Source organism: Phaeocystidibacter luteus (assembly GCF_008933115.1).
GTDB classification, from domain to species: domain Bacteria; phylum Bacteroidota; class Bacteroidia; order Flavobacteriales; family Schleiferiaceae; genus Phaeocystidibacter; species Phaeocystidibacter luteus.
The window spans coordinates 1-15,713 of the sequence record NZ_WBVO01000016.1 but is presented as its reverse complement, the minus strand read 5'-3'; the positions used below and the strand labels follow the sequence as shown (position 1 = coordinate 15,713).

The window sequence follows — 15,713 nt, the reverse complement described above, 5'->3', positions numbered from 1 at the left end:
TTGCGCTTTCTATTCGCTCCGATGATTTTATTATTGGCGGTTTTGCTTTTAGCGTTTTTGCGAGAACCCCATTTAGTAAGAACCCCATTTCGCACGAAACCCCCTCCGTGTCTCTGTAGTTCCCCGCCCCACATTACAATTTGTTAACATCCTAACCCCTCTCCCTAGCATCTTTTTCGTAAACTTGGGCCTCATTACTAATCTCAATTCGCCTCTCCATGGTCCAAAATCTACTTCGGACGGCATTTACATTTTGCCTGTCCATCTTCTTTCTCACATCATTCGCGCAAGAAGGCACCTATGATGCCGCGTGGGAAAAGTTCGTAGCAAACGATTACGAAGGAGCCCTCGACGAGTTTACAAATGCCAACAATGGAACTCTTACCCCAGAAGCTTATCTGGGGAGATATTTCTCTAAGAAGGCGCTGTATAAAGACGACGCTACCGAAGATCTCCGCATGTATTTCCAAACCGCAGATGATCCAACAATCGCACTGCGTGCCCTTTGGGAATTCCACTATGGCGATAAGTCGGATGAAGACGTAGAGTTCCTCGAGAATATCCAAGAGAATCACACCGGGACTCTTCAAGGTCTGGCCACAGAGGCACTCGCCACTTGGTACAGAACTTCGAATGAGCTCGACGATGCACAAGAGATGTACGAAGAGTTGCACACCATCGACAGATGGGCAGTTCTTGGAGAGTTTGAAAACATCTCGGAGAGCGGTTTCAACGGAGATTTCGGCGCGCTCGAAAATCCACATCCAGATGCCCTCTTCTACAATAAAGTGGGTGCCGAAGTACAGTGGTTCGAGATCGCTGGACCTCGTCACGATAAGTGGGTTGACCTAGAATACTTCTTCTATGCGAGCAACTCCATCATCTACGCTCAAAATTTTCTCGCAAGTGAGATTGATCAAGACGTACAATTCCGCCTTGGAGTTTCAGGTTCAGTAAAGGTTTGGGTGAACGATAAGTTGATGTTCTCTGAAGCCGATGAAAGAAACAACGGCCTAGATTCATACATATTCACTGCTCATTTGAATCGCGGATTCAACCGTGTCCTCATTCAAATGGGAGAAAGCGAAGCAGGCAACTGTAACTTCATGCTTCGCATCACGGACGACGCGGGTAACCACATTCAAGGGTTAAGCACTACAACAGAGCTTCAGAGCTATCAAACGGAGCAGAGCTTCGAATCAACTACCATTCCTGATGCCGTAATTGCTCACTATACACAGGAAATTGAGCAAAATCCAAACGACATCCTCAACTACCTTATCCTTTCTGAGTATTACCGACTTACAGATAATGGAAATGCCGGGAAAGTGCTGTTGAACAAGGCTCGTGAGCTGTTCCCAGAGAATATTTTCCTGAGCACTAGAATGCTTCTCGCTTACTTGCGCGATGGAAATTCTACGCAGATGAGCACGCTCGTTGAAGAAATCAAAGTAAAATCTCCAGATAACGTCCTTGCCCTGAACCTCAGATTCAGCGAGGCCATGGACATCGAGGATTACGAGCAAGCAGAGGGTATCCTGAACGACCTTCACAGAGTTCAAGGCAATACGACGAACTACTACGACAAGAAGATTCAACTTGCAAGCGCACAAGAAGATCGCGAGCTCGTATTTGAAACAATCGAAATAGCATACAACAGATTTCCGCTGGAGTGGGATTTTGTAAACCTCATGTACCTCGTAGAGAAGGACGTGAACAGTAATCCACGTCGCGCCCTTAATGTACTAGATGATTACACCGACGAACGCTACAGTCCTACCGCTTTGCGCAAAATGGCCTCGCATTACTTCGGTCAGCAAACACTTTCAGGACTTCAAGAGGGAATGGATATCTATGAAGAACTGATTGAAAACGAGCCAATTGCGATTGGTTACTATAACACCCTTTCAAAAATCAAGTTTGCGATGCGTCGCTACGATGATGCCGAAGAGTACGCACTTACTTGTACCGAGATGGCCCCTTATTTGGGCGGGTATTACTCTTCATTGGCTGAAATCTACAAGGAGCTAGACAGAACAACCCGCGCCGAGGTAGCCTATGCGAAAGCGATTTATTACGATCCGTACGACTACGATTCGCGTCACGCGCTTCGCGAACTTCAAGGTCTCGACGGTATCTTCGAAAACTTTGAAGAAACCGATGTTTACCAGGCAGCGAAGGTAGCCCCAGACGCAGACGCTTATCCGGAAGACAACGCCCTTATCGTGGTTGATGATAATCAGCACGTATTCTACAAAGGCGGAGGTAATGAGGAGCGCCATATTTTTGTGGTTAAGGTGTTGAACGTCGACGGTGTGGACAGCTGGAAGGAGTTCCGCGTTCCTGTATCGGCTAACCAGAACGGAATCATCGAGAAGGCCGAAACCATCAAGGCAAACGGAAGCAGAGTTGCTGCTGAAACAAGTGGTGCTCAGGTTGTTTTCGAAAACCTTGAACCGGGCGATGCAATCCACGTAACGTACCGTTTGGAGAGCCATCACTCTGGAAAACTGACTAATCACATTTGGGGAAGCGAGTTCATGGAGTTCTACATTCCTACGCTGAGCACAAACCTCGCGCTCATCGTTCCAGAAGGAACCAATCTTCAATACAAGGTTGAAAATGGCGATGTTGATTTCACTACGGACACCCTCAGAAATGGTGAAGTAGCTTACAGATGGTCAGTTTCTGACGTGCCGGCCATCCGCTACGAATCGGGAATGCCACCATTGGCAGATGTGGGTACTACGGTACACTACACCACATTCGATGATTGGAATTTCGTTTCAGACTGGTATACCGATCTCGTTCGCGCTAAAGCCAAGAAAGAGTTTGAGGTTGATATGGCCGTTGAAGAAATCTTCCCTTCAGGTTATGAAGGAATGTCAGATTACGACAAGGCGCGCGCTATCCATGATTATATCGTTGAGAACGTTCGCTATCGTTCGGTTTCTTTCCTTCAGTCTGGTTTGATTCCACAATCGGCATCTACTACACTTACGGCGAAGCAAGGTGACTGTAAAGATGTATCTGTATTGTTCGCTACGCTTTGTGCGGAAGTTGGTCTAGATGCCAATCTCGTGCTCGTAAATACGCGAAATAACGGTACCAAGGAGATGATGCTTCCAAGTATCAACTTCAACCACTGTATTGCTTCTGTGAAGCTAGATACTAGTGATGTTCCATACTTTGTAGAACTCACTTCTGACAAGATTTCATTTGCAACGCGCACTTCCGATATCGAAGGGGCATTCATTCTTCCTATTCCGTTGAATAGCGATGAGGAAGTTGAAGCTTACGTAAGCAATGATATCAAGGGTTTGACTTCACAAACCTACAGAAACACGGAAGTGTCTTTTGAAGGGTCAAACATCAGTGTGACGCGAAATACGATTAAGACAGGTATCTCGGCGGCAGGTATCCGAAACCGTTACAGAGATGAAGGTCCTGTTCAACAAGAAAAGTACATGCAGGACGCTATTAGCAATGAGTACCCAGGTATCAAACTCACAAATGTGGAGTTCACGAAGGGGCTTACTGAGAACGTAGACTCAGTACACTACACGTACAGCTATGAGGCGAATGATGTGACCTCAAGAATTTCTAGCCTTGAGATCTTTGAAGTACCGTTTAGTGACGGATTCAAGAGCGGTTCAACGCTCATCGCGATGGAAGAGCGCAAATACCCAATTGAACTTTGGGAATCGTTTAGCTCTCGCGTGTACGACGAAGAGATTGAACTGACGATTCCTGCGGGCAAGCGACTTGCGGAAGTTCCAGAAGATGTGATTATCGAAGTAGAAGACTTCTCGTATAAAGTGACTTTTAAGAAGCGCGGAAACGTTCTTCACATCACTCGTCACTTCGAGATACTAGACGACCTAGTAGCTCCAGAAGACTATCCAGAGTTTAAATCGGCATTGGAAGCAGCCATTAAGGCCGACACCCAGAACCTGGCCTTCCAATAAGAAGCAACAAGGTTCTAATACACCACAAACCGCGACTGTCGAAAGGCAGCCGCGGTTTTTTTTGGTCAAGGCGGCTTATCCACCACATCCCATGCCTGGCACGTGCTAAAGCACCGTGCCTATAACTGGGATTTTTGCTCATTACTCAGCTCTCAATTTCAGCGCAATCCAACGCGCACAATCCTCGGGCTAAAGCCGCGAGGCTATAATAATTATCCCCGCAAGCCGGCGGGGAATCGCATTAGAAGACATCCCACCATGTCCCATGCCCGGCACGCGCTAAAGCACCGTGCCTCTTGCCTCGTTTTGCGACTTGCCCGTCCACCGACGGGTTTTTTACACGCTCTGATTTTTTTGATTTTCGCGTTTTTGCGAGGACCACGCCAGTTAGTCCACCACGCACCCCGCGTTCTCTCTCCACCACCCACATCCCTCATTTTCTCTGCGAGAGAACTCACACAAGAAACTACAACCGCAATCCGTACCTTTCCACTCACCAACCCCACCCCAGTGAAAGCCATCCTACGCCTATATCGCGATTCCTTTAGCGGTCTAAGTACCCCAACTTGGATACTCAGCCTCGTGATGCTCATCAATCGAAGCGGCGCCATGGTTATACCTTTTATGTCGCTCTACCTTATCGAGGATTTGGGCTTTACGGAAAAGCAGACTGGGAATATCCTGATGTTTTATGGCCTCGGGGCTGTGACAGGCACACTTACAGGCGGATTCTTGACCGATAAGATTGGGCATTACAGAGTACAGCTCGGATCGTTGGTGGTAACAGGATTGTATTTCTTCGTTATGCCATATCTGACCACCTATCAGAATGTGATTATTGGTGTATTTATGTTGAGCGCCATAGCGGATACAATCCGGCCGGCAAACGGAGCCAGCATTGCGTACTACGCGCGGAAGGAGAATATCACCAAGGCGTTTTCACTTAACCGACTTGCCATCAATCTTGGGTATAGTATCGGACCAGCCATTGGTGGTGTTCTTGCGGGCTTGAGCTATTCGTACCTGTTCTATGCGGATGGGTTCACATGCATCATAGCTGGTATCGTATTCGGACTCTATTTCAGGAATTTGCGAAAGGGAGAGGATGCCGAGCGGAAGTCGAATGCCGAAACGGGAGCAAAGGGCAAATCCCCTTACCGCGATTGGCCTTTCCTGATTTTTTGCATCTCAAACACGGCTTTTGCCATCGTGTTTTTCCAGATTCTTAGTACGTTACCCTTGTACTATCGTGAAATCTATGAGTTTCAAGAATCTTCAGTTGGTTTGATGCTAGCGGTGAACGGACTTTTCATTTTCGCTTTGGAAATGGTGATTGTTCACGTGTGGGGAGAGAAAGTGAAGATGCGACACTTCCTAGTTGCAGGGGCGGTTTTGGCCGGATTGAGTTTCGTTATGCTCAATTTCTACTTTGCCATTTGGTGGATCGTTATCGCCATGGTTGTGCTGAGCTTCTCGGAGATATTCGCCATGCCATTTGCCGTGGCCTTCGTTTCAAATAGAGCCGATTCCGCCTCGAGGGGTAAGTACATGGGCTTGTTCACCTTCAGCTACGCGACCGCACATATTGTTGCACCCAAAATGGGAATGACGCTCATCGCCGATTTCGGATTTTCAACCCTGTTTTGGGTTCTCGGATCGATCGCGGCTTTATCGGCTACGGGGTTCTACTTTTCCGCTAAATGGATGAAGGCTTAAGGCTTTCCCAACAAGAACTTCAAAGGGGCATGTAGCCTTGCCGCCCAAGCTCTTTCACTGTGCTCTGCACCGTCAAATACAATGGTTCTGTATTGATTTCCAGTATAGCCATACGCCAGTGCAATGGAGTCCATTTTAGCTTGATACGGGCGATACAACGAGTCTAAACCAACCGTTCCATGATCGAAGTACAGCTTGCAAGCATTCGGGTTTGGCATATGGCCACTCAAGTACTCGAACATCGCCTCTGGAATTACACCATCGTTGAAGACGAGTGAGCCCGGCCAGTGGGTTGACATACATGCGGCGCCACCAAAATGCTCTGGAAACTGGGTTACCGTGTAAAGGGAAATGAGTCCCCCCATACTAGAGCCCATCACGAAGTAATCGCTGGGTTGTTCCGAAACGCTGTAGTTCCCTTGGATGAAGGGCTTCAATTCTGAAATCATGAATCTAACGTAATCGTCTGCGCGCGAACGGTTTTCAAGCTCCACTTCTAACAGCGTATCGCGAAAGGCTTCAGGCAACGCGTCAACCACTTTGGTTGGAAGGTAGTCGGTTCTTCTGTACTTGTCTCCATTGGCTACCGCAACGATAATAGCGGGACGAATTTCGCCATCTGCGATGAGTCGATTCATGGTTTCATCGACCTGCCATTCTTGTCCGTTCCAGGTGCTCGTAGAGTCAAAAAGCATTTGGCCGTCGTGCATGATGATGACGGGGTACGTTTGCGCCGTATCGTAGTTCGGAGGCGTCCAAACCCATACGTCCCTTCGGCTCAGTCTTTCTGGAGACCAATTGCCGATAAGCTCAAGCTTGCCCGTTGCTGGCGGCTCGGGGGTTGATTCGCACGCAATGATGACAAACAGGATAAGAAGGGGTAGAAGTCGGCGCATAGTTGGTTAGTTCACAGAATACATGAAGGCAATTTTGAGGGAGAAGTTATCCCAAACGTTGGGGAGTGAGTAGGGTCCATACCGGTAAAATCCCCCTACGCCAATGCCAAAGTATCCTAGGTTGAATGTGTTTATGGCAATGAGTCGATCTAGCGCAATGCCAGATTCGTAATACCCATAGCGCATGTCTTGTATACCTGAGTTGAGGTGGCGTTCCCGGTTATCCAATTTCCCGAATCCTACCGCAGTGAAGAACCTGATTTCAGGTTTGAACCACCCGCTTCTCAAAAGCAAAGATCTAAAGTCGTGCATGAAGTATACGGCACCATACTGTGAGTTGAAGAACTCATTGAATCGCATGGTTTGGAAGGTGTTGGGAACTACTACGCTGAAAGAGGCGCTGTATGAAGGGCGTGCACCGAAGTTCATTCCAATCGGCAAGGGGCTGTCAACATATCCCCCTTCAATACTCATCAAGGTCCTTCCGAGATTCTTCGTGAAACGATCGAATTGTATGCCCAACTCAATCTTGTTGTAATCGAAATCGCCATCCAACACGCCGGAAATACCCCGGCTATAATCTAGGCGCACCGCAGGCCAGGTGCGTGAGCCGGTGGTGATACGCTGACCGTAATTGGCGATGATTTTTTCCTCTTGAACCCATCTCCAGCCAAAGTTTACTTCGGAGAAGTGATAGAACGTAGAGGGTTCGCCTGCGTCCGTAACGAAGGCGTAGTCGTACGTAGGAGCTAGCGTAAACTTCTTGGCGCCAACTTCAAAGATGTGGAATGTAAATGCTCTGGATCGCAGGGTGACGGCATGTTGCTCAAACCTGTCCATACGGATGTTGTAGAACTGTTCGGCGAAGGAGGTGCGCTCCCAATAATTGATGCCTACAAGGCCAGGTCCGCGCACATCATTTTTATACTCGTACTTGAACCAGAAGTCGTTGTCTGGATCGAAAATGAGCTTTAGTTCTCCACCGTATTTGAACTGTTGGTCGTTGAATCCATAGCCAAAGTATCCGCCGGTTGACCAATACTTTGAGACTAATTCGTTGGTGTACACCCCCATGCCCAAACGCAAACCTTCGTATTGACTGCTGGCAATGAGTCGTTTCATGTCGAGGTTGATAGGTCCAGTGGCCAAGAAACCTCGGTACGCGTGGCGAGTTGAACGAAGTACGCCGCCTAGGTTATATCGCTCGCCGATACTGTCCATATGCCGAATGGTCTCTACCTCCTTTTCGGTGAGGTCAACTGTTCGACGTCGTTCCCAGAAGTCGTCGTCCATTAATCCGGCATTTTCACGCATTTCTACTTGTACGTGGTCAAACACCTCGTCTGGCACGGGAACGTTCACATATACGCTATCCAGAATGGTTGTTCCGATCATGAGGGCACCGTTCTTTTGGAATGGGAAGCGTTCTAACTCGAGTTCAAAGTTGAGCTCTTTGGGGAACCAGTGTCCACCGTGGCCCTTCTCGTAGCGTTGCTCCATGCTCAGGCTAATCTTGCCTTTGTCCCATGGTTCGGCCGTCACATACTCAATAGCCCAGCCATCTGTGTTGATGTGGATGACGCCCTCAAACCCTTCGAAGTTTGAGCCCGCGGTTGGGAAGTAGTCCATGATGAACGTGGTATCCTGTTCATGAACGATTGTATCGGTCAGGTAGAATACGTACCTGTTTTCAAATCCGCTGGCAATAGGATTGAGGTATTCTTTGTTCAGCAGCGGCATGTAGTCGTCGTAGAAACCAAAGTGTTGAATGCCGTCTGGGATGGTAGCAATGTTTGGATTCTCGAAGCCGCTAATTCGTGTGCCAATAACGTCTTCGGCATGTCGGTTTGGCGAACGATAGAATTTTCGCGTGACCGATTCGATGACCAGCAAGTGCTTGGTTTCAGCTGAAATCCGGTTCTCGGCAATTCGGGCACTGTCGGCCGAGGAAAGAACCGAATCAACATCAAAATTATAGGTGATGGTGTTTTTGTTATAGCTCGTATAGCGGTAGCTGTCGTACTTGTTTGGGTTGTTCACCGACTTATAGCGAACTGCATTTCGAACGATTCTCCAGGCGGGATTTTCACCGGCAAAAACGACTACTTCTTCGATCGCTTCGGTCTTTTCAAAGAGGACAATCTTCCCATCATCGGGCAAATCTTCTGGACGGAAGTCGGCGGGCTCATAGCCAAACAACTCGAAGCGCACGACTCTAAACCTACGGTTGGGAAGTGTGAAATTTCCGTTGAAGTCGGTCACCATGCGTTGAGCATCCGCATCACCCCATGTGATTGTAACGGTGGGTAGGCCTTCACCATCCTGGTCCACAACTTGTCCACTATAGCGCTGAGCAGAAAGAGAACCGCTGAGTAGCAAGAGCAGAAGGCTTATTGATATGGTCGAAAGTATCTTTCGCATGGAAGCTTCTAAGGTACTATTGGGAGGCCGTTAATCAAGGGGGACGGGAAAATATCTGGCATGGGGAGTTTTTTGTTTCTCCCGCCGGTGGTCGGGCAAGTCGCAAAAACGCGAATTTGAAAAAACCATTGAATTGAGAATGAAAACGCAAACATCCTCATTCAGATTATCAGGAGAGGCAACGGGTCTAGATTCGTTTTGTGAATAACCACCTATCGCCAGCTACCCTCTGGCTAAAGCCGCGAGGCTATAATAATTGTCCCCGCCAGCCGGCGGGGAATCGCATTAGAAGACATCCCACCGTATCCATGCCCGGCACGCGCTAAAGCACCGTGCCTATAGTTGGGATTTTAAAGCGGCAATTGAATTCAATCCTCAGCTATCAAATTCAATTCAGGCCCTTGCGTATCTCGTTTTGCGCTTTTCTACGCACTCCGATGATTTTGATATTCGCGTTTTTGCGAGGACCACATTAGATGATAATTGCGTTTTTGCTTTTTGCGGTTTTGCGTGAACCACATCCAGCGAGCTCTCCCTATATTTACTCCATGCCCTCAACCTCTCCCAAGAACTTTCAAGTATACAGTGCCAGCGCCGGCGCCGGTAAGACCTTTAGCCTCGTAAAGGAGTACCTCGTGCTTTGTTTACGCACGGATGACCCTGCCGTATTCACGCGTATCCTAGCCATCACCTTTACCGTAAAGGCATCAACAGAAATGAAGAAGAGGGTGATTAGCGCGCTAGACGCTTTTCGCCGTGCCTCCGTTCCCGCAGCACAAAAAGGCATGTTCGAGGCTGTTCGCGAAGAGCTTGGAGTGGACGATTCTACACTTCGCAACAGGGCAAATGCCGTCTTGAGACGAATGCTCCATGATTATACAGGGCTGAGTATTTCTACCATCGACAAGTTTACGTATCGGGTAGTGCGGACATTCAGTCATGAATTGGGGCTGGGAAGCCATTTTGAGATTGATCTAGATGTTGAGGAACTCTATCGCCAAAGTGTGGATCTGCTTCTTGATGAAACGGGCGTAAATCCCCAGGTGACGAGCCTTCTCCAACGCTATATCGAAGACCACATGGAGGATGGCAAGAGCTGGAAACCCGAAAAGAAGATGGTCGAAATGGCCAATCACCTCGGGAAGGAGGATAGCTATGAGGTTCTTGAGAGACTCAAAAAGTTGTCTTTGGACGACTTCATGGATATCCGATCTAAACTGAAAGCGCGAAAAGTTGAGCTTGAAAAAGTCAGAAAGCGGATTATCGAACAAGGTGAAAGAGCAATAGGAGGAATCGAGCCTCAGCATTTCAGCGGTACAGCGCTTCCAAATCATCTAAACAAGCTGAAGAAGAATGTTGTGAGCGACTGGAACCCAGTTTCAACCTTTCGCAAACAGGTCGATGCCGGACGCTATTACAAGGCCAAGCCCACGTCCGAGGCTGTAGCTGCAATCGATGGTAATTTCGATGAAATTCACGCCTGGGCCATAGCCGTGGTTGATTGGGCTGACAACGTTCTTGCCGAATCCGTATTAATCTCCAAAGTCCTCTCAAATTTCGATGCCACCGCTGTGCTTCACGAAATAGGGAAGAAGCTCGACGAATACAAAGAGGCAAACAATGTAGAGACACTTAGTACCTTCAACAAGCTCATTTACAAGTCGCTAATCTCACTTCCCGTGCCGTATATCTACGAGAGAATTGGGGAGAAGTACCGGCATTATTTCGTGGATGAGTTTCAGGATACCAGCGAGATGCAGTGGAAGAATATCACTCCGCTTGTGCATAATGCCATTGCTTCTGGTGGCACAACCATGATTGTTGGAGATGCCAAACAAAGCATCTACCGTTGGCGTGGGGGAAAGGCCGAACAGTTCCTGAACCTCATCAACGACGCAAAGAATCCCGAAGAAAGAGGTGGAGATGTGGCTTACGCACTTCGACATATTAACCTCGATTCGAATTGGAGATCGGGCAACGAGATCGTCACCTTCAACAACCGACTTTTCGAAACCTATGCATCGGTGTTTACGGATCAGCGCTATTCCGACCTCTATGCGGAATCGGCGCAGAAGGCTCAAGGGTTTGAAGGTGGATATGTAAATATTGATTTCCCAGAGAATCCAGGGAGAAGTAACGAGGAGCATACGGAAGCTACGCTTGAGTTAACTAGACAACGCGTGAAGGAATGCCTCGCCGACGGGTACCGTCCAGGCGATATCGCGATTCTCACACGTGGAAAAAAGCACGGTTCGCTCATCGCCGAATTGCTTTCGGCCGAAGGCATTGAAGTAGTCAGTTCGGAATCGCTTTATCTAGGCAACTCTTCCGGTGCTCGTCTCATCGTTGCTTGCATCCGGCATTTCCATTATCCCGAAGATGTGGAGACCAAAATTGAAATGGTAGAGATGCTATTTCAATCTGGGTTGCTTGAAGGAGGTTCAAACCAGCTGCACCAGTTTTTGATACTCGCTGCAAATGAGGATGATACGGATTGGAAGTCTTGGTTATCTGATCAAGGCTTGAATTTCGGAAACACCCTCTCTACGAGTTCAGGACTCTATGAATTGGGTGAAACCGTGGCCCGTGAACTGGGGTTGATGAATGATGGCCAGCCGGATCCTTTCGTGCAGTTTTTCCTTGATGAGCTGTACGAGTTTGCCGCTAGGAAGGGCCAGAGTATCCACGATTTCCTAGACTGGTGGGAGGAGAAGAAAGAGAAGAAATCCATCACGGCTCCTGAAACCATGGAGGCGGTTCAGCTCCTCACCATTCATAAATCAAAAGGGCTAGAGTTCCCGGTAGTGATTTTCCCATTTGCCAACTTCGATGCGGCCAAAGAGCGGAAAGGCACGCGCTGGGTTTCCTTTGCAGAGGAGACTATGGCTGGACTACCGGTCGCAGAACTTCCAATGTCTGACACAGACTATCAGATTGTAGGCAAGCGCTTTCCGGAATATGCTGAGAAGTACGAAGAGTATGTTCGTCAGGCTACATTCGACAACATGAACCTGCTTTATGTTGCCCTAACCCGTCCGGTTGAAAGGCTTTACATCGTATCTCAGTTTGAGAAGACCTTTGACAATAAGCGGGTGAGTCAGTACATCTGCAACTTCGTTTCCAGCGATGGCAAAACGGTTTCTCCAGATGCTCCCGTGAGCTACGGCACGAAGGCTCCACCTCGATTCTTGAGTGCTGTGGAGAAAGAAACGGTTGATATTGATCCAACACCCATTTCATTCTATCGGTTTCAATCAGCCGAGTGGCGCAGCCGGGTTCGGCTATCTCGCGACACAGACGGTCTTTCCGATGTGCTGTCCGACCAACCTCGAAAGTGGGGGAATACGGTACACGCGATGATGGCGAAAATTCGATCTGCAGACGATGTTTCGACCGTCGTTTCAGAATTTGTTGCAGAAGGTACGCTGCCTCTCATCCACGCCGAGGCTATTGAGAAGGCGCTTGCCGACCTTGTTTCGCACCCTGAATTGGCACCCGCTTTTGATGCGGATGAAGTCCTTGCTGAGCGCGACTGGCTTGGCGCTGGCGCGGTGCTTCGTCCGGATAGGGTAGCACGCAAAGGTGACACCTGGTATGTGGTTGATTATAAGACGGGTGAGAAAAAGAATAGCCACGAAAAACAGATTCGTGGCTATGCATCTTTGATTCAATCCGAAGATGTGATTCCGATGTTGGTTTACATCAATGATTCGATTGAAATCGTGAAAGTGGGAGAGACGCCAAGCACGGAACCCGGCGTTCAACTTCCGTTATTCTAACTATCAGATTACTCCCAGTTCTTTTCCGACTTCGGTAAAGGCCTGAATGGTTCTGTCGAGGTGCTCAATCTCGTGAGCGGCACTCAACTGAACGCGAATTCGTGCTTGTCCCTTAGGAACTACAGGGTAGAAGAATCCGATAACGTACACTCCTTTTTCGAGAAGTCGATCGGCGAACTTCTGTGATAGCGCGGCATCGTACAACATGATTGGAACGATGGCGCTCTCGCCGTCTTTGATGTCGAAACCTGCGGCCTTAATTCCCTTCTTGAAGTGGTTCACGTTGTTCTCAAGCTTATCGCGAAGGTCCGTCGTTTCGCTTAGCAAATCGAACACTGCGATAGACGCGCCCACGATGTTTGGAGCGAGTGAGTTTGAGAAGAGGTAAGGGCGCGAACGCTGGCGAAGGATATCGATGATTTCCTTTCGACCCGTTGTGAATCCACCCATGGCGCCGCCTAGGGCTTTGCCTAATGTTCCGGTGATGATATCAACCCGACCCATAACGTTGTTGAGTTCGTGCGTACCACGTCCTGTCTTGCCAATGAAGCCGGTGGCGTGGCATTCGTCTACCATCACGAGTGCGTCGTATTTATCGGCTAGGTCGCAAATCTTGTCGAGCTGCGCCACGTAGCCGTCCATGGAGAACACGCCATCGGTAACGATGATTTTGAAACGAGCGTTTTTCTCGTTGGCTGCTTGAAGCTGTGCTTCGAGGTCGGCCATATCGTTGTTCGCGTAGCGGAAGCGCATCGCTTTACAAAGGCGCACTCCATCGATAATAGAAGCGTGGTTGAGGCTATCGCTGATGATGGCATCTTCTGGTCCGAGGAGAGGTTCAAAAACACCGCCGTTGGCATCGAATGCAGCGGCATAGAGGATGGTGTCTTCGGTACCGAGGAAATCGGCGATTTTCTGCTCGAGTGTTTTGTGGATGTCTTGGGTACCACAAATGAAGCGCACTGAGGACATTCCGAATCCGTGTGACTCGAGTGTGTCGTGTGCGGCTTGGATTACTTTGGGGTGCGAAGAGAGGCCGAGATAGTTGTTGGAGCAGAAGTTGAGTACCTCTTTTCCATCGTCGGTTTTGATCACTGCATCTTGAGGTGTAGTGATGATTCTTTCGCGCTTATAGAGCCCGTCAGCTTCGATTTGCTTGAGCTCTTCTTGGAGGTGTTGTTGTAGTTTTCCGTACATGGGAACGAAGGTAATGAATGTGGTGGAAGTCTCACACAGAGGCACGGAGGGCACGGAGAATTCTCTCGCAGAGAAAGGAGGGATGAGCGTGGTGGGGAGAGTGCGCAGGGGGGCATCTCTGATGATGTTAGGGTTTTGTGATTTTGCGTCTTGCTCGCCAGCCGGCGGGTGAACCACATTCGATGATAATTGCGTTTTTGCCTTTTGCGATTTTGCGAGGAACACAGATGATGATCCACCACGTGCACCTCCGTACGCCAACCTCGGGCTAAAGCCACGAGGCTATGATAATTATCCCCGCCAGGGAATTGGGTTAGGAGAGATCCCGCCCTATCCCATGCCCGGCACGCGCTAAAGCACCGTGCCTATTGATGGGAATTTAGAGCGGTTGCTGTGCTCAACCCTCAACTCTCATTTTTAGCGCACTTCATCGCGTAACATTTTTGCGTCTTGCCCGTCTACCGACGGGGTTTTATACGCACTCCGATGATTTTGATTTTCGCGATTTTGCAGCTTGCCCGCCAGCCGGCGGGTGAACCGCGCCCGATGATCCACCACGTGCTCCACCACGTGCTCCCCCGCAAGCCAACCTCGGGCTAAAGCCCCGAGGCTATTGGAACGATTCCCTCCGGGGAATGGCGTAAGGTTATTAACCCAATCTTGTTCCTAGGCCGGCATGAGCTAAAGCAACATGCCTATTACCCTAGGAATTCTACCAATCGGCTGGACTTCATATTTCAGCCCTTATGTTCTGTCAAGGCCGTGGTACGACGATTTGGTGTTTTTTATTCGGCATGATGATGTTTGCGCTTTTGCCTTCCGCGTTTTTGCAGCTTGCCCGCCAGCCGGCGGGAGAACCACGCCAGTTAATCCACCACACACGATTATTAGCGTTTTTGCCATTTGCGATTTTGCGAGGAACACGCCAGTTATTCCACCACGCCCCCGCGTTCTCTCCCCACCACGTGTATACCTCTTATTCTCTGGAGAGAATACTTCTGCACGAAGTTTATTACCTTTCTTCTTCATGAAAACACTCGCTCTCCTCTTCACTCTTTTCACTCTTGCTTCATGTCAAAGAGGAATCGACACCCCAACAACGGTCGAAAAGGTCAATCCGATTGAGACCAGCGTCGTTCAGATTGAGAGCGATACTGGCATCGCAGTGCATCGTCCAACCGATATGGCTGAAGCAGTTGATTCTGCACTTATCATTTCTCATCCCGACACAAGTATGGGTAGTATCTTCCTAGGTATATCTCATGACAATCTCATTTCCTTTATCGAAGAAAAAGGAGGATATGGCGAGCCCGGACTAGACATTAACCATCCAAACATTAGTGCGGTCAACCCTGAGGCCGGAGTAGAGGCAATCTTACTTTTCTATCCTGGCAGCACTGAAGGGACGCCGAGCTACATCGTCCTTCGTAAGTTTCAAGATTCATTGACATCTACGTACCTTCATTTAGATGAAAAGGAGTTCACTTTGAGCCACGGAGCACAGATTGGAATGACACAGGTAGAGTTTTTCGACCGCTATCCAAAAGAGGCCTTTGTGCAAAGTCATGTTGAACAAGATAAGATGAGCTATTCCTTGAGAGTAACGGAAGAGTCAAACAGTCCCTTTCTCAATCGAACAAACATGCCTGAATATACCGCTGAGTACCTCTTCGAAAACGATTTGCTGGTGGAGGCTCGTTTTGGGGTGGTGATGCCTTGAACCCCAACCCCGTCCT

At 48.8% G+C, this 15,713-nt stretch carries 7 protein-coding genes; 4 read left to right on the top strand and 3 right to left on the bottom strand.

The genetic code is table 11. From position 1 onward, the window contains the following. Window positions 1-218 precede the first annotated feature (218 nt). Both F8C67_RS13935 and F8C67_RS13930 read left to right on the top strand, forming a co-directional pair. The gene (locus F8C67_RS13935; protein ID WP_151668478.1) at window positions 219-3,968 is read left to right on the top strand and encodes a DUF3857 domain-containing protein; all 3,750 of its coding nucleotides are present in this window, start codon (window positions 219-221) and stop codon (window positions 3,966-3,968) included. A 510-nt stretch (window positions 3,969-4,478) separates the two neighbouring features. Continuing rightward, window positions 4,479-5,684 (top strand): MFS transporter, encoded by a 1,206-nt coding sequence (locus tag F8C67_RS13930; protein ID WP_151668477.1) that lies wholly within the window; start codon window positions 4,479-4,481, stop codon window positions 5,682-5,684. On the opposite strand, the gene F8C67_RS13925 is transcribed toward F8C67_RS13930, so the two are convergent. Then, a complete protein-coding gene (locus F8C67_RS13925; RefSeq protein WP_151668476.1) occupies window positions 5,681-6,580 on the bottom strand; it encodes an alpha/beta hydrolase in 900 nt (299 codons plus the stop codon). The two genes, F8C67_RS13930 and F8C67_RS13925, sit on opposite strands and share 4 nt — an antisense overlap. A gap of 6 nt (window positions 6,581-6,586) precedes the next feature. Continuing rightward, window positions 6,587-9,001, bottom strand: a complete 2,415-nt coding sequence (locus F8C67_RS13920; protein WP_151668475.1) for a DUF5686 family protein — start codon at window positions 8,999-9,001, stop codon at window positions 6,587-6,589. A 548-nt stretch (window positions 9,002-9,549) separates the two neighbouring features. Here F8C67_RS13920 and F8C67_RS13915 point away from each other — a divergent pair. Next, the gene (locus F8C67_RS13915; protein ID WP_170266479.1) at window positions 9,550-12,780 is read left to right on the top strand and encodes a UvrD-helicase domain-containing protein; all 3,231 of its coding nucleotides are present in this window, start codon (window positions 9,550-9,552) and stop codon (window positions 12,778-12,780) included. Window positions 12,781-12,783: 3 nt separating this feature from the next. On the opposite strand, the gene kbl is transcribed toward F8C67_RS13915, so the two are convergent. After that, on the bottom strand, window positions 12,784-13,977 hold the full coding sequence (gene kbl, locus F8C67_RS13910; protein ID WP_151668473.1) for a glycine C-acetyltransferase: 1,194 nt from the start codon (window positions 13,975-13,977) through the stop codon (window positions 12,784-12,786). A gap of 1,027 nt (window positions 13,978-15,004) precedes the next feature. Here kbl and F8C67_RS13900 point away from each other — a divergent pair. Further along, window positions 15,005-15,697, top strand: coding sequence for a hypothetical protein (locus F8C67_RS13900; protein ID WP_151668471.1), 693 nt, complete (start codon window positions 15,005-15,007; stop codon window positions 15,695-15,697). The last annotated feature ends 16 nt before the right edge of the window (window positions 15,698-15,713 follow it).

Excerpts from the sequence above, each read along its gene's own strand:
- F8C67_RS13935 (WP_151668478.1), top strand. The coding sequence starts at position 219 with ATGGTCCAAAATCTACTTCGGACGGCATTTACATTTTGCCTGTCCATC.
- F8C67_RS13925 (WP_151668476.1), bottom strand. The coding sequence starts at position 6,580 with ATGCGCCGACTTCTACCCCTTCTTATCCTGTTTGTCATCATTGCGTGC.
- F8C67_RS13920 (WP_151668475.1), bottom strand. The coding sequence starts at position 9,001 with ATGCGAAAGATACTTTCGACCATATCAATAAGCCTTCTGCTCTTGCTA.
- F8C67_RS13915 (WP_170266479.1), top strand. The coding sequence starts at position 9,550 with ATGCCCTCAACCTCTCCCAAGAACTTTCAAGTATACAGTGCCAGCGCC.
- kbl (WP_151668473.1), bottom strand. The coding sequence starts at position 13,977 with ATGTACGGAAAACTACAACAACACCTCCAAGAAGAGCTCAAGCAAATC.
- F8C67_RS13900 (WP_151668471.1), top strand. The coding sequence starts at position 15,005 with ATGAAAACACTCGCTCTCCTCTTCACTCTTTTCACTCTTGCTTCATGT.